The organism is Citrobacter sp. RHBSTW-00881 (assembly GCF_013728515.1).
GTDB classification, from domain to species: Bacteria; Pseudomonadota; Gammaproteobacteria; order Enterobacterales; family Enterobacteriaceae; genus Citrobacter; species Citrobacter braakii.
Genome location: NZ_CP056269.1, coordinates 4,821,084 through 4,836,763 on the forward strand (window position 1 = coordinate 4,821,084; position 15,680 = coordinate 4,836,763).

The following is a 15,680-nucleotide window of genomic DNA, read 5'->3' on the forward strand; positions in this document are numbered from 1 at the left end:
CAAAATGAAACAACTCATTGCATTGATGTTCTTTATGACATTCTTTGCCCATGCCAGTGATACTGAGCCAGGAAGCCAGTACTTACAGGCCGCTGAGGCAGGGGATCGTCGCGCACAGTACTTTCTTGCCGATACCTGGTTCAGTTCGGGCGATTTGAGCAAAGCCGAGTATTGGGCGCAAAAAGCCGCCGACAACGGCGATGCCGACGCCTGCGCGCTACTGGCGCAAATCAAAATTACAAATCCGGTCAGTCTGGATTACCCCCAGGCTAAAACGCTGGCGGAAAAAGCAGCCAAAGCAGGCAGTAAAGCGGGAGAACTTACCCTGGCGCGGATTCTGGTCAACACCCAGGCTGGACGTACCGATTACCCTAAAGCCATTACCTTGCTGCAAAACGCCTCCGAAGACCTGGAAAATGACTCCGCCGTCGACGCGCAAATGCTGCTCGGCCTGATTTACGCCAACGGCGTGGGCATTCCCGCTGACGATGAGAAAGCGACGTGGTATTTCAAACGAAGCTCAGCCATTTCCCGTACCGGTTATTCCGAATACTGGGCAGGGATGATGTTCTTAAACGGTGAACAGGGTTTTATCGTGAAGAATAAACAGAAGGCGCTGCACTGGCTGAATCTGAGCTGTATGGAAGGATTCGATACCGGCTGCGAAGAGTTTGATAAGTTAACAAACGGGTAATGATTTGCATTGCCGGATGGCGCTACGCTTATCCGGCAAGCTGTCATGAATTACTGATTAGCGGTCTTATCAAATCTACCCAGCACGTCGCGCTCATAGGCCAGCGCTTTCTTGCGGTCAAATTTGTGCTCCCACTTGGCGATAACCAGTACCGCCAGCGCATTACCCACCACGTTCAGCGCGGTACGCGCCATGTCGAGGATACGGTCAACACCGGCGATAAACGCCAGGCCTTCCAGTGGGATCCCCACGCTGCCCAGCGTAGCCAGCAGCACCACGAATGATACGCCCGGCACACCCGCAATCCCTTTTGAGGTCACCATCAGCGTCAGCACCAGCACGATTTCCTGCCACAGCGACAGGTCGATACCGTACAGCTGCGCGATAAAGATAGCGGCGATACTCTGGTACAGAGTTGAACCATCAAGGTTGAATGAGTAGCCGGTCGGCACCACAAAGCTGGTGATTGAAGCTGGCGCGCCATAGGCTTCCATCTTCTCAATAATGCGCGGCAGCACGCTCTCGGAGCTGGCGGTAGAGTAGGCCAGAATCAGCTCGTCTTTCAGAATGCGGATCAGGATCCAGATGCTCAAACCGCAGATGCGCGCCACGATCCCCAGCACCACCAGCGCGAAGAACAGAATGGCGAAATGCACCAACAGCACCAGCTTCGCCAGCGGCCACAAGGAGGCAAAACCGAAGTTCGCGACGGTAACGGCAATCAGCGCGAAAACGCCGACTGGCGCGTAGCGCATAACCATGTGAGTGACTTTAAACATGGTTTCGGAAATAGAGCGAAATACGGTAACCAACGGCTCGCGGTGAGTTGCCGGCAGGGAAGACAGACCTAAACCGAACAGCACCGAGAAGAAGATAATCGGCAGCATATCGCCTTTTGCCATCGATGCGACGATGTTGGTTGGCACCAGTGACAAAATTGTCCCCATCAGGCCATGCGCGTGGCTCTGTACTTCTGCGGTCGTGCTTTGATATTTCGAAATATCCACGGTCGCCAGTTGCGACATATCCACCCCGGTACCTGGCTGGAACACATTCGCCAGCGTGATACCAAGGATAATCGCCACGGTGGTGATCACTTCGAAATAGAGAATAGTTTTGGCGCCAATACGGCCCAGCTGTTTTGCATCACCGACCCCGGCGATACCGACAACCAGCGTAGAGATAACAATGGGCACCACAATCATTTTGATCAGATGGATAAAGATATCGCCCGCCGGTGACAGCAGGTTTACAACCAGCCATTCACGGCTGTCACTATGGTAATGCAGGTAACTCCCCAGCAGAATGCCCAGCACCATAGCGATCAGAATCTGCCATGCCAGGCTGACTTTCAAATTTTTCATAACAACGGACTTCCTCGATGGAGCGCTATTCCACATGCGGTGTGTGGTAATAGTACATACTGAAAGGGTATGAATTGTGTTGCGTTCGTTTATGGAGTTTTTTAACGCTTATTATCATTATCATTTGCGTACTGTCTCGCGCAACCCTCCAGGAACAGAGCCTTCAGCTGAATTTATGCATAAAAATGCAATTTTGTCGGGGTAATGATGAATAACTTTTTGTTATAAAAGAATTTTAATATGTTCAAAAATGAAGAAGTCATGGCGTGAGTTTTTTTTGCTCATTTGTTCGTTCGCCTGTTTTTTAAACAGGCCAAATGATACAAATCACAAAAGAAACAAATTTATTTTTGCCGATTCTGCAACAACTTCGCCATATTAATAGAGTCAATGAGCTGTGCCCGGTTCACCCTCGGCGAGTTTAAATCCATAACTTTTTGCCACACTGAAATGGCCTGGGCGTAGTCTGCCTGCATAAACGCATCTGAGGCTAACAGCATCAGCGCAGTGACCTCTGTCGGGTCCAGCGCCAGAGCCTTATCAATCATCTCGCGAGTGGGCGGTGTCATATGCTGCCCGGCCTGGTAATACAATACCGTTGCCAGCGCTGAATAGATCTCAGCATTTTCACCCCCTACACGCAGCGCCTGCTCGTAGGCCAACAGCGCATTATGATACGCGTTTTGCCAAAGATAGTACTCACCGAGTTGCGCCCATTTCACACCGTCCTGTGGATTAGCACGAATTTTCGATTGCAGCAAAAGCAGCTGTTTTTCCTGAACATTTTCATCGGTGAACGCATGTAATGGGTCCGCCAGCCGCGTCTGTTCCTGACGCACCGCCTGCCATTTGGGTGTCAACAGGTAACCTCCGATGCAGGCCACAACCATCAGCACCGTCGCAGCGGTCAGCCACTTCACGGGGAGTGGGCGTAACGGCGCAGGGGAATGGTTGGACTGGCTCATTGCACATCCTCCTCTACGCGCTGACGCCTTCTCACCCGCCAGACCACCACGCCCACCAGTAATAACAGCAGGCACGGCAACGCCCACAGCAGCAGCGTTTGCTCATTCAACGGCGGGTTGTAGCGCACAAAATCACCGTAGCGATCGGTCATCCACGTCGTTATCTCGGCTTCACTTTTCCCTTCCGCCACCATGCTATAAACCTGGTGGCGCATACTGACCGCTACCGGCGCATTGGATTCCAGCAAGTTTTGGTTTTGACACTGTGGACAGCGCAGTTGACTGGCAATAGACAACGCTTTTTCCTGTTGTTGCGGGTTGGCAAAAGTCCATGTGTCCACAACCTGGGCATGTGTCGCGAAGGCGATGAAAAACAAAATGATAGCTAAGAGTAAACATGTTCTGCCGGATGGCGCTGCGCTTATCCGACCTACCGTTTTCACACCCCGTTCGCCGCCATCTGGCAACGCGTTGATTTGTTTATGCATCGCGCTTTCTCCCTCGCCATCCGCTCAGCAGCGCACCACAGACCATTAACAGTCCTCCGCCCCAAATCCAGCGCACGCCGGTCTGCACGTACAAGCGCATGGCATAACGGTCCGGTCCGGTTTTTTCGCCGATTACCGCATACCAGTCATGCATCAGATTCCAGCGGATCCCCGGCTCCATCATCTGTTGACGGCGCGCGGCATAGAAGCGTCTTTCAGGCTGCAGGCTGCCAATGCGTTTCTCATTTTGCCACAGCGTGATCTGCGCTTTTTCACTGGTGTAGTTACCTTTTGCTTCCAGGTCGAGACGCTCAAAACGAAAAATATAGCCCGCCAGTTCCACCTGCTGCCCGGGGCTCAGATTCAGGCTTATCTCCTGGCGACTACCGCTGGAAAAGACGATCCCAGCCGCAAACACCAGCACCCCGGCATGCGCCAGCAGTGCCGGAAGCTGGCAACGCACAGACACTTTGCGGCTTCTGATTGTCGCCAACACGATAACCAGCAGCATCAGCAGGCCAAAGGGCAGCGTAGCACGGTTAAAGTACGGTGCGCCCACGGAGAGCCGCCCCCAGCCGAACAACCCGTAAATCATCGGGTAAAGGGTACCAATCAGCACAATCAGCAGCACCGCGCAAAAAAGTAATAGCGCGACCAGAATCAGCATCTCGCGCGACCAGCCGCCAAAACGCGCATTCTGGCGGACTTGCTGTCCCCGCCAGGCGTAAAGCCCGAGCGATGCCAGGCTCAATACGGTAAACAGCGCGAACAGCGGCGTGGCGCGGACGTTATCCAGCGCAAAAGCGTGCACGGAAACGAGAATGCCGGAACGCACAATCAGCGTCCCCAGCAGCGATAAAATCAGCGTGACGATCGCCAGCAGCAGCGACCAGTGGCGGAAGATCCCACGTTGGCGCGTGATGAACAGACTATGCAGCAGCGCACTGGCGGAAAGCCAGGGTAATAAGGAGGCATTTTCTACCGGGTCCCAGAACCACCAGCCGCCCCAGCCCAGCTCGCAGTAGGCCCACCAGGAGCCGAGGATAATCCCCAGCGTCAGCGCACACCAGCCAGGCAGTGCCCAGCGCCAGCACACCCCGGCGCTCTGCGCATTAAAGTCACCGCGCAGCAGCGAGGCCAGCGCCACGCCTGCCGCCACCATCAAGCCACCGTAACCCAGGTACAGCAGCGGCGGATGGAGGATTAACCCGAGATGTTGCAGCATCGGGTTAAGGTCGCGCCCTTCAATGGCTGGCGGGAAGATACGCACGAACGGATCGGACCATACCACCACAAACAGCAGCAGCAGGGCCGTTATCAGAGCGAGGACGCTGAGCGTTAACGGAAACAGCAGGTCGGAATCACGCCGATAGCGCAAGGCAAACAGCGCGCTCCAGCCGGAAAGAAACAGCACCCACAGCAGCAGCGATCCTTCATGCCCGCCCCACACCGCCGCCAGTTTTAATCCCCACGGCAGCAGGCTGTAGCTATGCTGAGCAACGTAGACCACCGAAAAATCGCTGGTCAGAAAGCAGAATATCAGAATGGCAAAGGCCAGCAGCAGCAGCGAAAACTGCGTCCACATGCCCACGCTTGCCAGGCGCATTACGCCTTGCCAGCGCTGGCGGACACCCACCAACACGGCAAGCGGGGTCAACACGTTGACCCCGAGGCTTAACAACAGTGCCAGAAAACCGGCTTCAGGAAGGAGAACGTCCAGATATCACCTTACGCAACGGTTAGCTGACCCGCATAGAGAATAAAAAAGCGCAGCAGCAGTACGCCGGTCAGGCTGGCACCGCACACTGCCAGCACGCCATGAAACGTCGAACTGCGGTTGGCCCAAGGTTTTAGCAGCATCGGCAGTATCAGCCCAAGCCCGGCCACGCCCAGCCAGAACCACCAGGTCCAGAATCCGCCGCCCAGTGCCGCCGCCAGCGCGCGCATTTTGCCGTCATCGCCCAGCGCCAGACCGACGAAAAATGCCGCCAGCAGGAAGATCTCCAGCCATACCACCGGGACTTCCATGCGATGCACAAAGTGCGCTTCGGTACTGTGCGGATTGCTACGATGACGTAACGCCATGGCGATCAGCGCCACCGCCGCGCCGGAGGAGATCCCGGAGAACAGGAACAGCACCGGCAGGATCGGGTTATTCAGGAACGGATAGGATTTCAGCGCCGACAGCAGAAAGCCGGTGTACGCCCCGAGCAGGACCGCCAGCACCAGCATTAACGTCTCCAGCGCGCGATGAAACGGCGCAATCAACGTCAGCATTTTCTGTACGATCCCTAATCGCGGCAGCCAGCGCTGTTGTAGAGCAATCACCTCTTTTTCAAAGATTTTTGCCAGCCACAGCACCAGCACCACCATGTACAACTGGAACAACATGACTCCCATCGACATCACCGAAGTGAAGCTGTAGTGGAACATCAGTTTCCAGAAGGTCCATGGACGCGTCAGGTGGAACACCAGAATCAGCAGACCGAAGATAATCGCCCCCGGCCCTAACACCAGCGTAGTGCGTAGCAGCGTGCTGTCAGAACCGCCCGCCTCCGGATGGAAACGACGCAGCAGAATCGCCAGCGTGACCAGTCCGGCGGAGATGCCAATCAGGAACAGATAAATGGCAATGGGCCAGTCCCACACCAGTGATTCAAAATGAAATGCAGAAGCGGATGTCATTGGCTCACCTCCCCAAATTTAAAGGGAACGCGGTAGACCTTCGGTTTTGTGCCCAACGCCAGCTTGTAACGGTAGGTGGTTTTCTGCAGCAACAAGCGGGAGATATCGCTGTTGGGATCGTCCAGATTACCAAACGTCAGCGCCTTCGTCGGACACGACTCAACGCAGGCGGGCTGCTTGCCCGCTTTCAGATTGGTTTTCCGACAGAAATCGCATTTATCCGCCGTTTTGCTAACCGGATGGATAAAGCGCACGCGATAAGGACACGCGGCGATACAGTACTGGCAGCCAACGCAAAGGTCCGGGTTCACATCCACAATACCGCTGGCGGCATCGCGATACGATGCCCCCGTCGGGCAGACGTCAACGCAGGGGGCATGGTCGCAATGCTGGCACGAATGACGGAAGAAGCGATACTTCACATCAGGAAACGTCCCCTGCGGCTCGCTGCGAATAATCGTCAGACGCGATACCCCTTCCGGCACGTTGTTTACTTCCCGACAAGCATCCATGCAGGCCGTACAGCCGATGCATAGTGACTCATCATGTACCATACCGTAACGTACGCCGTTGATGTTCAGCGTCTTCGCCACAACGCGTCCCGCCGTCCCGCTCACTGCCACCAGCGCGCCGACGCGGGTGATAAACTGGCGACGAGAGCAACTCATGGATGCTCCTTAAGCAACGGAACCGACGCCGGGTTAAAGTTCGGATTGTTACGCTGATCGCTGTGGCAATCGACGCAAATCTTGATCCGTCCTTTATCACTTAGCGTCTGCATCGTGTCTTGCTTCGGATGCAGTGAGTGACAGCTGGCACACGCCACTTTGGTTACGTGGACATCGTGTGGCCAGAACGCTTTTTGTAGCTGCTCAGGCAGGTGGCAGGACATACAGACGCTGTTCTGCTGTTCAACGTTGTACATCGGCTCATTAAAGCGCATCACATCCTTCACCCCTTCACGGTGGTTCGGTGACGGCTGGCCGTGACAGTTGGTGCAGGTGACCGGCAGTTTGTTATTCGGGTTGATGACTTCTGCATGCTTACCATGCATGCCTTCGGTATCTGGCTTGTGACAATCCAGACAGGCGGCATCCGGATTACGCTGTTGGGTAACCGTCCAGCGTTGATCCGACTCCTGCGGCGTTGGCGTGGCAGTGATTCCACTCAGGCTCCAGAACAAGCCTGACGCCAGCACCCCAGCAGTTAATAACGAACGTAATACGCTCATATTCACTCCGTTGAGTTATCCGCCCCTGACGGGGCGAAATGGGGTTATTGGCTTAACAGACCGTTTTTACGCGCCTGATCTTCCCACTGCGGAATCACCGTTTTGATGAAGTCCTGCTTCTCAGCATTGATTTGCTGCATGTTCAGACCAATCGCCGCCTGGGCTTTCTCTTTGGTAGAGATATCCGGTAACGGGATTTCATGGGTGATGCCTTTAGTCGCCAGCAGACGGACCAGTTTGGTACGCGCATCTGCGGCTTTATCCATGGCGCTACCCAGCATCCGCAGACCCTCTTCCGGAGCGTGCATGTGAATACCGTGTGAGGCGATAGACAGGTCCCAGCGCCATTGTGCGTGACGGATATCTTCCAGAATCGGCTTCATTTCCGCTTCAGTCGCACCCGCATCCCATGCGGCTTTCGCTTCGAAGTGCGCATGAACCAGCTGATCTTCGACCTTGATTTTCAGGTCATGAATAGCCTGTTTACGCTCGGCGACCACTTTTTGCAGGGATGCTTTATCCTGGGTGTGGCAGTTCGCACAGGTCTGAGCAAAGTTATCGAACGGGTTACCAATTTTATGGTCGGTGTAGATCTTGCCTTCCGCGTTTTGCACTTTCGGCATGTGACAGTCGATACAGGTCACGTTGTTCTTGCCGTGAATGCCCGCGCTCCAGGTTTCATATTCCGGGTGCTGCGCTTTCAGCATCGGCGTTTTCGACAGGGAGTTGGTCCAGTCAGAGAAGGCGATGGTGTCGTAGTATTTCTCCATGTTCTCGACTTTCATGCCCTCGTCCCACGGGAACTTAACGGCTTTGTTTTTACCGTCGAAATAGTATTCCACGTGGCACTGACCGCAGACCATGGATTGCTGATCAAAGCGACCGGCTTTCTCAAACGGTTTGCCGATTGCTTCCATCGCGCGTTCTGCATAAGGACGCGACAGCGTCAGCTCTGGCTTGCCTTTGGCGAAGTCTGGTGACGCAGTGTTATGGCAATCTGCACAGCCGAGATTGTTAACAATTTCCGGACCGCCGCGCGCCATTTACCATGGAAGTAGCCATCTTCACCGTCTTTCTGGATCAGACGTGCTACGTCCGGGCTTTTACAGCTCCAGCAGGCCATCGGCAGCGGGCCGTCTTCAGCCGTTTTTGGTGCGCCGGTACGTAAGGTTTCACGTACATCGGTCACGGCATAGGCGTGTCCACGCGGTTTGTTGTAATCGCGCGAGAATGGATATCCCGCCCACAGGATCACCAGACGCGGATCTTCTGCCAGCGCATCTTCACGGGCTGATTGCTCAGACGTGGCTTTCCAGGAGAGATATTGATCGGGATGCTGAGGAGCGAAGGTTTCATTCTTCGCTTCAACGGTGACGGTTTTTGCGGGTACAGGAGTTTGTTCAGCGTGAACAGCAGAAATAAATAATAAAGGTAATAACAGGCTGAAGAAACGGCGTACGCGTGATTTTATCCTTGCCATAGGGGTCTCATCCAGATGACGCCATTATCTGCAATGGCGGTTCTTTTATTGTTTTCCATAACAGCAACCACACGAATACTGTCATGACATTGCTCCACCCTATTTGTAACAAGAAACCACACTGAAAATGTTGTCTTTAATCAATTGTAAGTGTATGTAAAATACCACTTTAGAGTTATAACCCCCCTCTAACTCCTCACTCTTTTGTCTAATTCAGAGATAGATCACCTTTTCAATAATCCTTTAGATAACTACATGTTATCGCGAGATTTAATCAATTTTTGCTAGTTCCCTTCAAAATTAAGTTTGCCGCTAATTTGCACAATTCGTTTATTGCGTGATCTGCCGCGCAAATACTAAACAAAACTCTCAAAGCCCCTACATTTAACGTTTATGAGACATATTATTAACATCCTACAAGGAGAACAAAAGCCATGAGCCAAATACATAAACACGCTATTCCCGCAAACATTGCGGATCGTTGCCTGATAAACCCGGAGCAGTACGAAGAGAAATACCAGCAATCCGTTAACGAACCCGACACATTTTGGGGCGAGCAGGGAAAGATACTTGATTGGATCAAGCCGTACAGCCAGGTGAAGAACACCTCCTTCGCACCGGGCAACGTGTCGATTAAATGGTACGAAGACGGCACCCTGAACCTGGCCGCAAACTGCCTTGACCGTCATTTACAGGCAAATGGCGATCGCACCGCCATCATCTGGGAAGGCGATGACGCCACCCAAAGCAAAAACATTACTTATCGCGAACTGCATCGCGATGTTTGCCGTTTCGCCAATACGCTACTGGATTTAGGCATTAAAAAAGGCGACGTAGTGGCCATTTATATGCCGATGGTGCCGGAAGCGGCGGTTGCTATGCTGGCTTGCGCCCGCATTGGCGCGGTGCATTCGGTCATCTTCGGTGGTTTTTCACCAGAGGCGGTCGCCGGACGTATCATCGACTCCAATTCACGTCTGGTGATCACCGCCGACGAAGGCGTGCGCGCCGGCCGCGCCATCCCGCTGAAAAAGAACGTCGATGATGCGCTGAAAAACCCGAACGTGAAAACCGTGGAACATGTGGTCGTCCTCAAACGTACCGGTGGAAAAACGGAATGGCAGGAAGGCCGTGACCTGTGGTGGTCCGATCTTATCGAGAAAGCCAGCCCGGAACATCAGCCGGAAGAAATGAACGCGGAAGATCCGCTGTTTATCCTCTATACCTCCGGTTCAACCGGCAAGCCAAAAGGCGTACTGCATACCACCGGCGGATATCTGGTCTACGCCGCAACCACCTTTAAGTACGTGTTTGACTACCATCAGGGCGATATTTATTGGTGTACCGCTGACGTGGGTTGGGTAACCGGGCACAGCTACCTGCTGTATGGTCCGTTGGCCTGCGGCGCAACCACGCTGATGTTCGAAGGCGTGCCAAACTGGCCAACCCCGGCGCGTATGTCGCAGGTTGTGGACAAGCACCAGGTCAATATTCTGTATACCGCGCCGACCGCCATCCGCGCCCTAATGGCAGAAGGTGATAAAGCGATTGAAGGCACTGACCGCTCCTCGCTGCGTATCCTGGGTTCCGTTGGCGAGCCGATTAACCCGGAAGCATGGGAGTGGTACTGGAAGAAGATCGGCAACGAAAAATGCCCGGTCGTCGATACCTGGTGGCAGACCGAAACCGGTGGATTCATGATCACCCCGCTGCCGGGCGCCACCGAGCTGAAAGCGGGTTCCGCAACCCGTCCTTTCTTTGGCGTACAGCCTGCGATTGTCGATAACGAGGGTAATCCGCTGGAAGGCGCGACCGAAGGCAACCTGGTGATTACCGACTCGTGGCCGGGCCAGGCGAGAACGCTGTTTGGCGATCACGAACGCTTTGAGCAGACCTACTTTTCTACCTTCAAGAATATGTACTTCAGCGGCGACGGCGCGCGTCGTGACGAAGATGGCTATTACTGGATCACCGGTCGTGTGGACGATGTGCTGAACGTCTCTGGCCACCGTCTGGGAACGGCAGAAATCGAATCGGCGCTGGTGTCGCATCCGAAGATTGCCGAGGCCGCGGTGGTGGGTATTCCGCATAATATTAAAGGCCAGGCGATCTACGCCTACGTCACGCTGAATCACGGCGAAGAGCCGTCACCGGAGCTGTACGCCGAGGTGCGCAACTGGGTACGTAAAGAAATTGGTCCGCTGGCAACGCCAGACGTGCTGCACTGGACCGACTCACTGCCGAAAACCCGCTCCGGCAAAATCATGCGCCGTATTCTGCGTAAAATCGCGGCGGGCGATACCAGCAATCTGGGCGATACCTCGACCCTCGCCGATCCTGGCGTGGTAGAGAAACTGCTCGAAGAGAAGCAGGCCATCGCGATGCCATCATAACCATAACCGTGAAATGCCCGATGGTGCACGGCTTATCGGGCCTACAAATCCTACCCCTACCCCTCCCCTGACCGGGAGGGAAAATATAATAACCCACCCCAAAGGATTTCGCGTTGCAGGAAGGCGGCAAGCGAGCTCATCCCCAGGAGCATAGTTCACTATGTGACTGAGGTGGGCGAGTGCGGCCAACACACTTGCAACGTGAAAGACGAAGGGGGCCTCTGGAGAACTCTGTGATGAATGACTCTATTTATCAGCGGATAGAAGACAGTGCGCGTTTCAGGGAGTTAGTTGAAAAAAGGCAACGGTTTGCCACCATTCTGTCCATCATCATGCTGGCAGTTTACATCAGCTTTATTTTACTGATTGCCTTTGCGCCTGGCTGGCTGGGTACGCCGCTACACGCGGGAACCAGCGTCACCCGGGGTATTCCGATTGGGGTCGGTGTGATCCTCATCTCCTTCATCCTGACCGGGATCTATATCTGGCGGGCAAACGGTGAATTCGACCGCCTGAACAATGCGGTTCTGCACGAGGTTAAAGCATCATGAAGAGAGTCCTGACGGCGCTTGCCGCCACGCTGCCCTTCGCCGCAAACGCGGCGGATGCTATTAGCGGTGCAGTCCAACGCCAGCCAACCAACTGGCAGGCGATTGTCATGTTCCTGATTTTCGTCATCTTTACGCTCGGTATTACTTACTGGGCGTCTAAGCGCGTACGTTCGCGTAATGACTACTACACCGCCGGCGGTAACATCACTGGTTTCCAGAACGGGCTGGCGATTGCGGGCGACTATATGTCGGCGGCATCGTTTCTCGGGATTTCCGCGCTGGTGTTTACCTCCGGTTATGACGGGCTGATCTATTCACTCGGCTTCCTGGTCGGCTGGCCAATTATCCTGTTCCTGATTGCTGAGCGTCTGCGTAACCTGGGTCGTTACACCTTTGCAGATGTTGCTTCTTATCGTCTGAAGCAAGGACCAATCCGTATTCTGTCGGCCTGTGGTTCTCTGGTGGTGGTCGCGCTGTATCTGATCGCCCAGATGGTCGGCGCAGGTAAGCTGATTGAGCTGCTGTTTGGTCTGAACTATCACATCGCCGTCGTACTGGTTGGCGTGCTGATGATGATGTACGTCCTGTTTGGCGGCATGCTGGCGACCACCTGGGTACAGATCATCAAAGCCGTTCTGCTGCTGTTCGGCGCCAGCTTTATGGCCTTTATGGTGATGAAGCACGTCGGCTTTAGCTTCAACAACCTGTTCACCGAAGCAATGGCGGTACACCCGAAAGGTTCAGCCATTATGAGCCCGGGCGGACTGGTAAAAGATCCGATCTCCGCCCTGTCGTTAGGTCTCGGCCTAATGTTTGGTACGGCAGGCTTGCCGCACATCCTGATGCGCTTCTTTACGGTCAGCGATGCCCGCGAAGCGCGTAAGAGCGTGTTCTATGCCACCGGTTTTATGGGTTATTTCTACATCCTGACCTTTATCATCGGCTTTGGTGCGATCATGCTGGTGGGCGCTAATCCGGCGTATAAAGACGCTGCTGGCGCGCTGATCGGCGGTAACAACATGGCGGCGGTTCACCTGGCAAATGCGGTGGGCGGCAACCTATTCCTGGGCTTCATCTCAGCCGTGGCGTTTGCCACCATCCTGGCAGTGGTTGCAGGCCTGACGCTGGCGGGCGCATCGGCCGTTTCTCACGACCTGTACGCCAACGTGTTCCGTAAAGGCGCAACCGAACGTGAAGAGCTGAAGGTGTCGAAAATCACCGTACTGGTGCTGGGCGTGATTGCCATCCTGCTCGGCGTGCTGTTTGAGAACCAGAATATCGCCTTCATGGTAGGTCTGGCGTTTGCTATCGCAGCCAGCTGCAACTTCCCGATCATTCTGCTCTCCATGTACTGGTCAAGACTGACCACGCGTGGCGCGATGTTGGGCGGCTGGTTAGGTCTGCTGACGGCGGTGGTGCTGATGGTGCTTGGCCCGACGATTTGGGTCCAGATCCTTGGTCACGAAAAAGCCATTTTCCCGTATGAATATCCGGCGCTGTTCTCCATCAGCGTAGCGTTCCTCGGGATCTGGTTCTTCTCTGCTACCGATAACTCAGAAGAAGGTAATCGCGAACGCGAGCAGTTCCGTGCTCAGTTCATCCGTTCCCAGACCGGGTACGGCGTAGAACAAGGTCGCGCGCACTAACCACACCTACTCATCCCCGGTCTGAACGACCGGGGCATTTTTTCAGAACATCACCATCGCGACCAGCGGCGCCACCAGCACCATCACCACGCCGGAAAGCATCATCACCAGGCTGGCGACCACGCCCTCCTGCTGGCCGAGCTCATAAGAGCGCGCCGTGCCCGCACCATGCGAGGCTGCGCCAAATCCTGCGCCTTTCGCCATCCCTTCCCGAATAGAAAGCCGTAAAAACAGTACATCGCCAACCGCCATACCGAATACACCGGTCACTACCACGAACAATGCCACCAGGTCTGGTTGCCCGCCCAACGGCTCTGCTGCCGCCAGCGCAAATGGCGTGGTGACGGAGCGCACCGCCAGGCTACGCTGGATTTCATCAGGCAACATAAACAGACGCGCCAGCCACACGGAACTGGTAACGGCCACCAGCGTTGCCGTTACCACGCCCGCCGTCAGTGACATCCAGTGCCGCTTAATCACGGCAAGGTTGTCATAGACCGGAACGGCAAAAGCGATGGTCGCAGGGCCTAACAGCCACAGCAGCCAGTGCGATTCACCAATATAGTTTTGCCAGGAGATATGCCCAAAGACCAGCATCAGGATCAGCAGCGCCGGAGTGAACACTAACGGCATCAGCGGTAATTTACGAAAACGGCGATACAGGCGCTTGTTGGCAAAATAGATGCCCAGCGTAATCACCAGACACAGCACGCTTAGCTGGAAATTACTCACGGTTTAGCCTGCTCATTTCATAGCGATACACTTTATCCACGACCCACGCCGTTGCGCCAAGCACCATCAACGTACTTAGCGCAATGACGGCAAATATGCGCCAACCATCGACCAACAACAGCTGCGTATAGTTGACGACAGCCACCACCGCCGGAACAAAAAACAGCAACATTTCAGCCAGTAACCAGCGAGCGCCTGCGCGAATCCAGTTCAGCGGGATAACCCGGCAGACAATCAGCGCCAACATCAGCACCATCCCAACCAGGTTGGCAGGAAGCGGCAGATGCAGCCAGGAGACAAGATATTGAGCAAATACAAATAGACCTGCGTACAACAGAACCTGAACGGGGATCTGGAGTCGATGAATAACGGCAGGCGTCACGCGGCTTATCGCCACAGCCATGAGGGTATGTCCTTAAAAAATAGAGAGCGCCAGTATAGAGAGCCCCCGTCCAGGACTGAAATGAATTAAACTCATTGCAGGCATAGTCTTAAGGAATAATCATGGATATCAGAACGCTGCGCTATTTTGTTGAGGTGGTTCGTCAGCAGAGCTTTACCCGCGCAGCGGAGAAGCTTTTTGTCACCCAGCCCACCATCAGCAAGATGTTGAAGAACCTTGAAGACGAGCTTAACTGCACGCTGTTAATCCGCGACGGTCGGCGACTGCTGTTAACCGACACCGGACAGGTTGTTTTCGAACGCGGCCTGGCGATCCTCGCCGAGTTTCGCCAGCTCGAAGCAGAACTCAGCGACATTAATCACCTCAACAAGGGAGTACTGCGCCTCGGCATTCCGCCCATGGTCGGTATGTTGATGGCCGGGCCTATCAGCCTGTTTCGCCAGCGCTATCCCGGCGTGGAGCTGAAGGTGTCTGAATTTGGAGGCTTAACCGTCCAGCAGGCGGTGATGAATGGCGATCTGGATGTCGCGATGACCGCGCTGCCGGTTGAAGAAGAGAGCGGCCTGGCGACCTTACCGCTTTTTAGCCATCCGCTCTGTGTGCTGGTCCCCCGCTCCGGTCAGTGGACAACGTGTGAATCCATTTCCCCCGAGGCGTTAGCGGAGCATCCCCTGCTTATCTATAACGAAGATTTCGCGTTGAGCCGTCAGTTGCTTGAGCTGTTTAACCAGCACAACGTCAAACCCCGCATCGCGGTACGCAGTGGGCAGTGGGATTTTCTGGCGGCGATGGTGCAAGCCGGAGTCGGGATCGCCATTTTACCGGAGCCGATTTGCCAGCGATTGGATAAGCAGACGCTGCGCTGGATCCCTTTGGAGAGTGATTTACGCTGGCAGTTGGGCATGATTTGGCGCGAAGGTGTGTATCTGTCGCACAGCGCCCAGGCGTGGCTCAAATGCTGTGAAGGGTTCTGGCTAACGCAAGAGTCGTAACATGCCGGATGCGGCTTAACGCTTATCAGACCTACAATTGGATTCCGTAGGCCTGA

Annotated in this window: 12 protein-coding genes and 2 pseudogenes; 5 read left to right on the top strand and 9 right to left on the bottom strand. The window is 54.7% G+C overall.

Annotated elements, in window-relative coordinates; all coding sequences use genetic code 11:
* The first annotated feature begins 4 nt into the window (after positions 1–4).
* On the top strand, positions 5–694 hold the full coding sequence (gene yjcO / locus HV311_RS23205) for a Sel1 family TPR-like repeat protein YjcO (RefSeq protein WP_016155379.1): 690 nt from the start codon (positions 5–7) through the stop codon (positions 692–694).
* Positions 695–744: 50 nt separating this feature from the next.
* On the opposite strand, the gene gltP is transcribed toward yjcO, so the two are convergent.
* The 7 genes and pseudogenes from gltP to nrfA form a co-directional block, all read right to left on the bottom strand.
* Positions 745–2,058: a glutamate/aspartate:proton symporter GltP gene (gene gltP / locus HV311_RS23210; protein WP_016155456.1), complete on the bottom strand. Its 1,314-nt coding sequence runs from the start codon at positions 2,056–2,058 to the stop codon at positions 745–747.
* 344 nt (positions 2,059–2,402) lie between these two features.
* Entirely contained in the window at positions 2,403–3,023 is a 621-nt protein-coding gene (gene nrfG, locus HV311_RS23215) for a heme lyase NrfEFG subunit NrfG (RefSeq protein WP_101700873.1), read from the bottom strand.
* A pseudogene (nrfF, locus tag HV311_RS23225) lies at positions 3,020–5,231 on the bottom strand (heme lyase NrfEFG subunit NrfF). The gene nrfG and the pseudogene nrfF overlap by 4 nt, the downstream one beginning before the upstream one ends.
* A gap of 8 nt (positions 5,232–5,239) precedes the next feature.
* A complete protein-coding gene (gene nrfD / locus HV311_RS23230; RefSeq protein WP_016155452.1) occupies positions 5,240–6,196 on the bottom strand; it encodes a cytochrome c nitrite reductase subunit NrfD in 957 nt (318 codons plus the stop codon).
* Entirely contained in the window at positions 6,193–6,864 is a 672-nt protein-coding gene (gene nrfC, locus HV311_RS23235; protein ID WP_016155373.1) for a cytochrome c nitrite reductase Fe-S protein, read from the bottom strand. The genes nrfD and nrfC overlap by 4 nt, the downstream gene beginning before the upstream one ends.
* Positions 6,861–7,427 (bottom strand): cytochrome c nitrite reductase pentaheme subunit, encoded by a 567-nt coding sequence (nrfB, locus tag HV311_RS23240; protein ID WP_005132587.1) that lies wholly within the window; start codon positions 7,425–7,427, stop codon positions 6,861–6,863. The genes nrfC and nrfB overlap by 4 nt, the downstream gene beginning before the upstream one ends.
* A 110-nt stretch (positions 7,428–7,537) precedes the next feature.
* Positions 7,538–8,907 (bottom strand): annotated as a pseudogene (nrfA, locus tag HV311_RS23245) (ammonia-forming nitrite reductase cytochrome c552 subunit); the annotation flags it as partial.
* A 434-nt stretch (positions 8,908–9,341) separates the two neighbouring features.
* Between nrfA and acs the strand changes: the two are divergent.
* The 3 genes from acs to actP all read left to right on the top strand — a co-directional run bounded on the left by acs (position 9,342) and on the right by actP (position 13,497).
* Positions 9,342–11,300: an acetate--CoA ligase gene (acs, locus tag HV311_RS23250; protein ID WP_016155371.1), complete on the top strand. Its 1,959-nt coding sequence runs from the start codon at positions 9,342–9,344 to the stop codon at positions 11,298–11,300.
* A 236-nt stretch (positions 11,301–11,536) separates the two neighbouring features.
* Entirely contained in the window at positions 11,537–11,851 is a 315-nt protein-coding gene (locus HV311_RS23255) for a DUF485 domain-containing protein (RefSeq protein ID WP_016155370.1), read from the top strand.
* A complete protein-coding gene (actP, locus tag HV311_RS23260) occupies positions 11,848–13,497 on the top strand; it encodes a cation/acetate symporter ActP (RefSeq protein ID WP_016155369.1) in 1,650 nt (549 codons plus the stop codon). The genes HV311_RS23255 and actP overlap by 4 nt, the downstream gene beginning before the upstream one ends.
* Before the next feature lie 42 nt (positions 13,498–13,539).
* Here the strand turns inward: actP and HV311_RS23265 are convergent, their stop codons facing one another.
* Together HV311_RS23265 and HV311_RS23270 are read right to left on the bottom strand one after the other, a co-directional pair.
* Entirely contained in the window at positions 13,540–14,229 is a 690-nt protein-coding gene (locus tag HV311_RS23265) for an LrgB family protein (protein ID WP_191220525.1), read from the bottom strand.
* Positions 14,222–14,632, bottom strand: coding sequence for a CidA/LrgA family protein (locus tag HV311_RS23270; protein WP_016155367.1), 411 nt, complete (start codon positions 14,630–14,632; stop codon positions 14,222–14,224). Before HV311_RS23270 ends, HV311_RS23265 begins: the two co-directional genes overlap by 8 nt.
* A 101-nt stretch (positions 14,633–14,733) precedes the next feature.
* On the opposite strand from HV311_RS23270, the gene HV311_RS23275 reads away from it, so the two are divergent.
* Positions 14,734–15,624 carry a LysR family transcriptional regulator gene (locus tag HV311_RS23275; protein ID WP_016155366.1) on the top strand — a complete coding sequence of 297 codons (891 nt, stop codon included), beginning with the start codon at positions 14,734–14,736 and terminating at the stop codon, positions 15,622–15,624.
* The last annotated feature ends 56 nt before the right edge of the window (positions 15,625–15,680 follow it).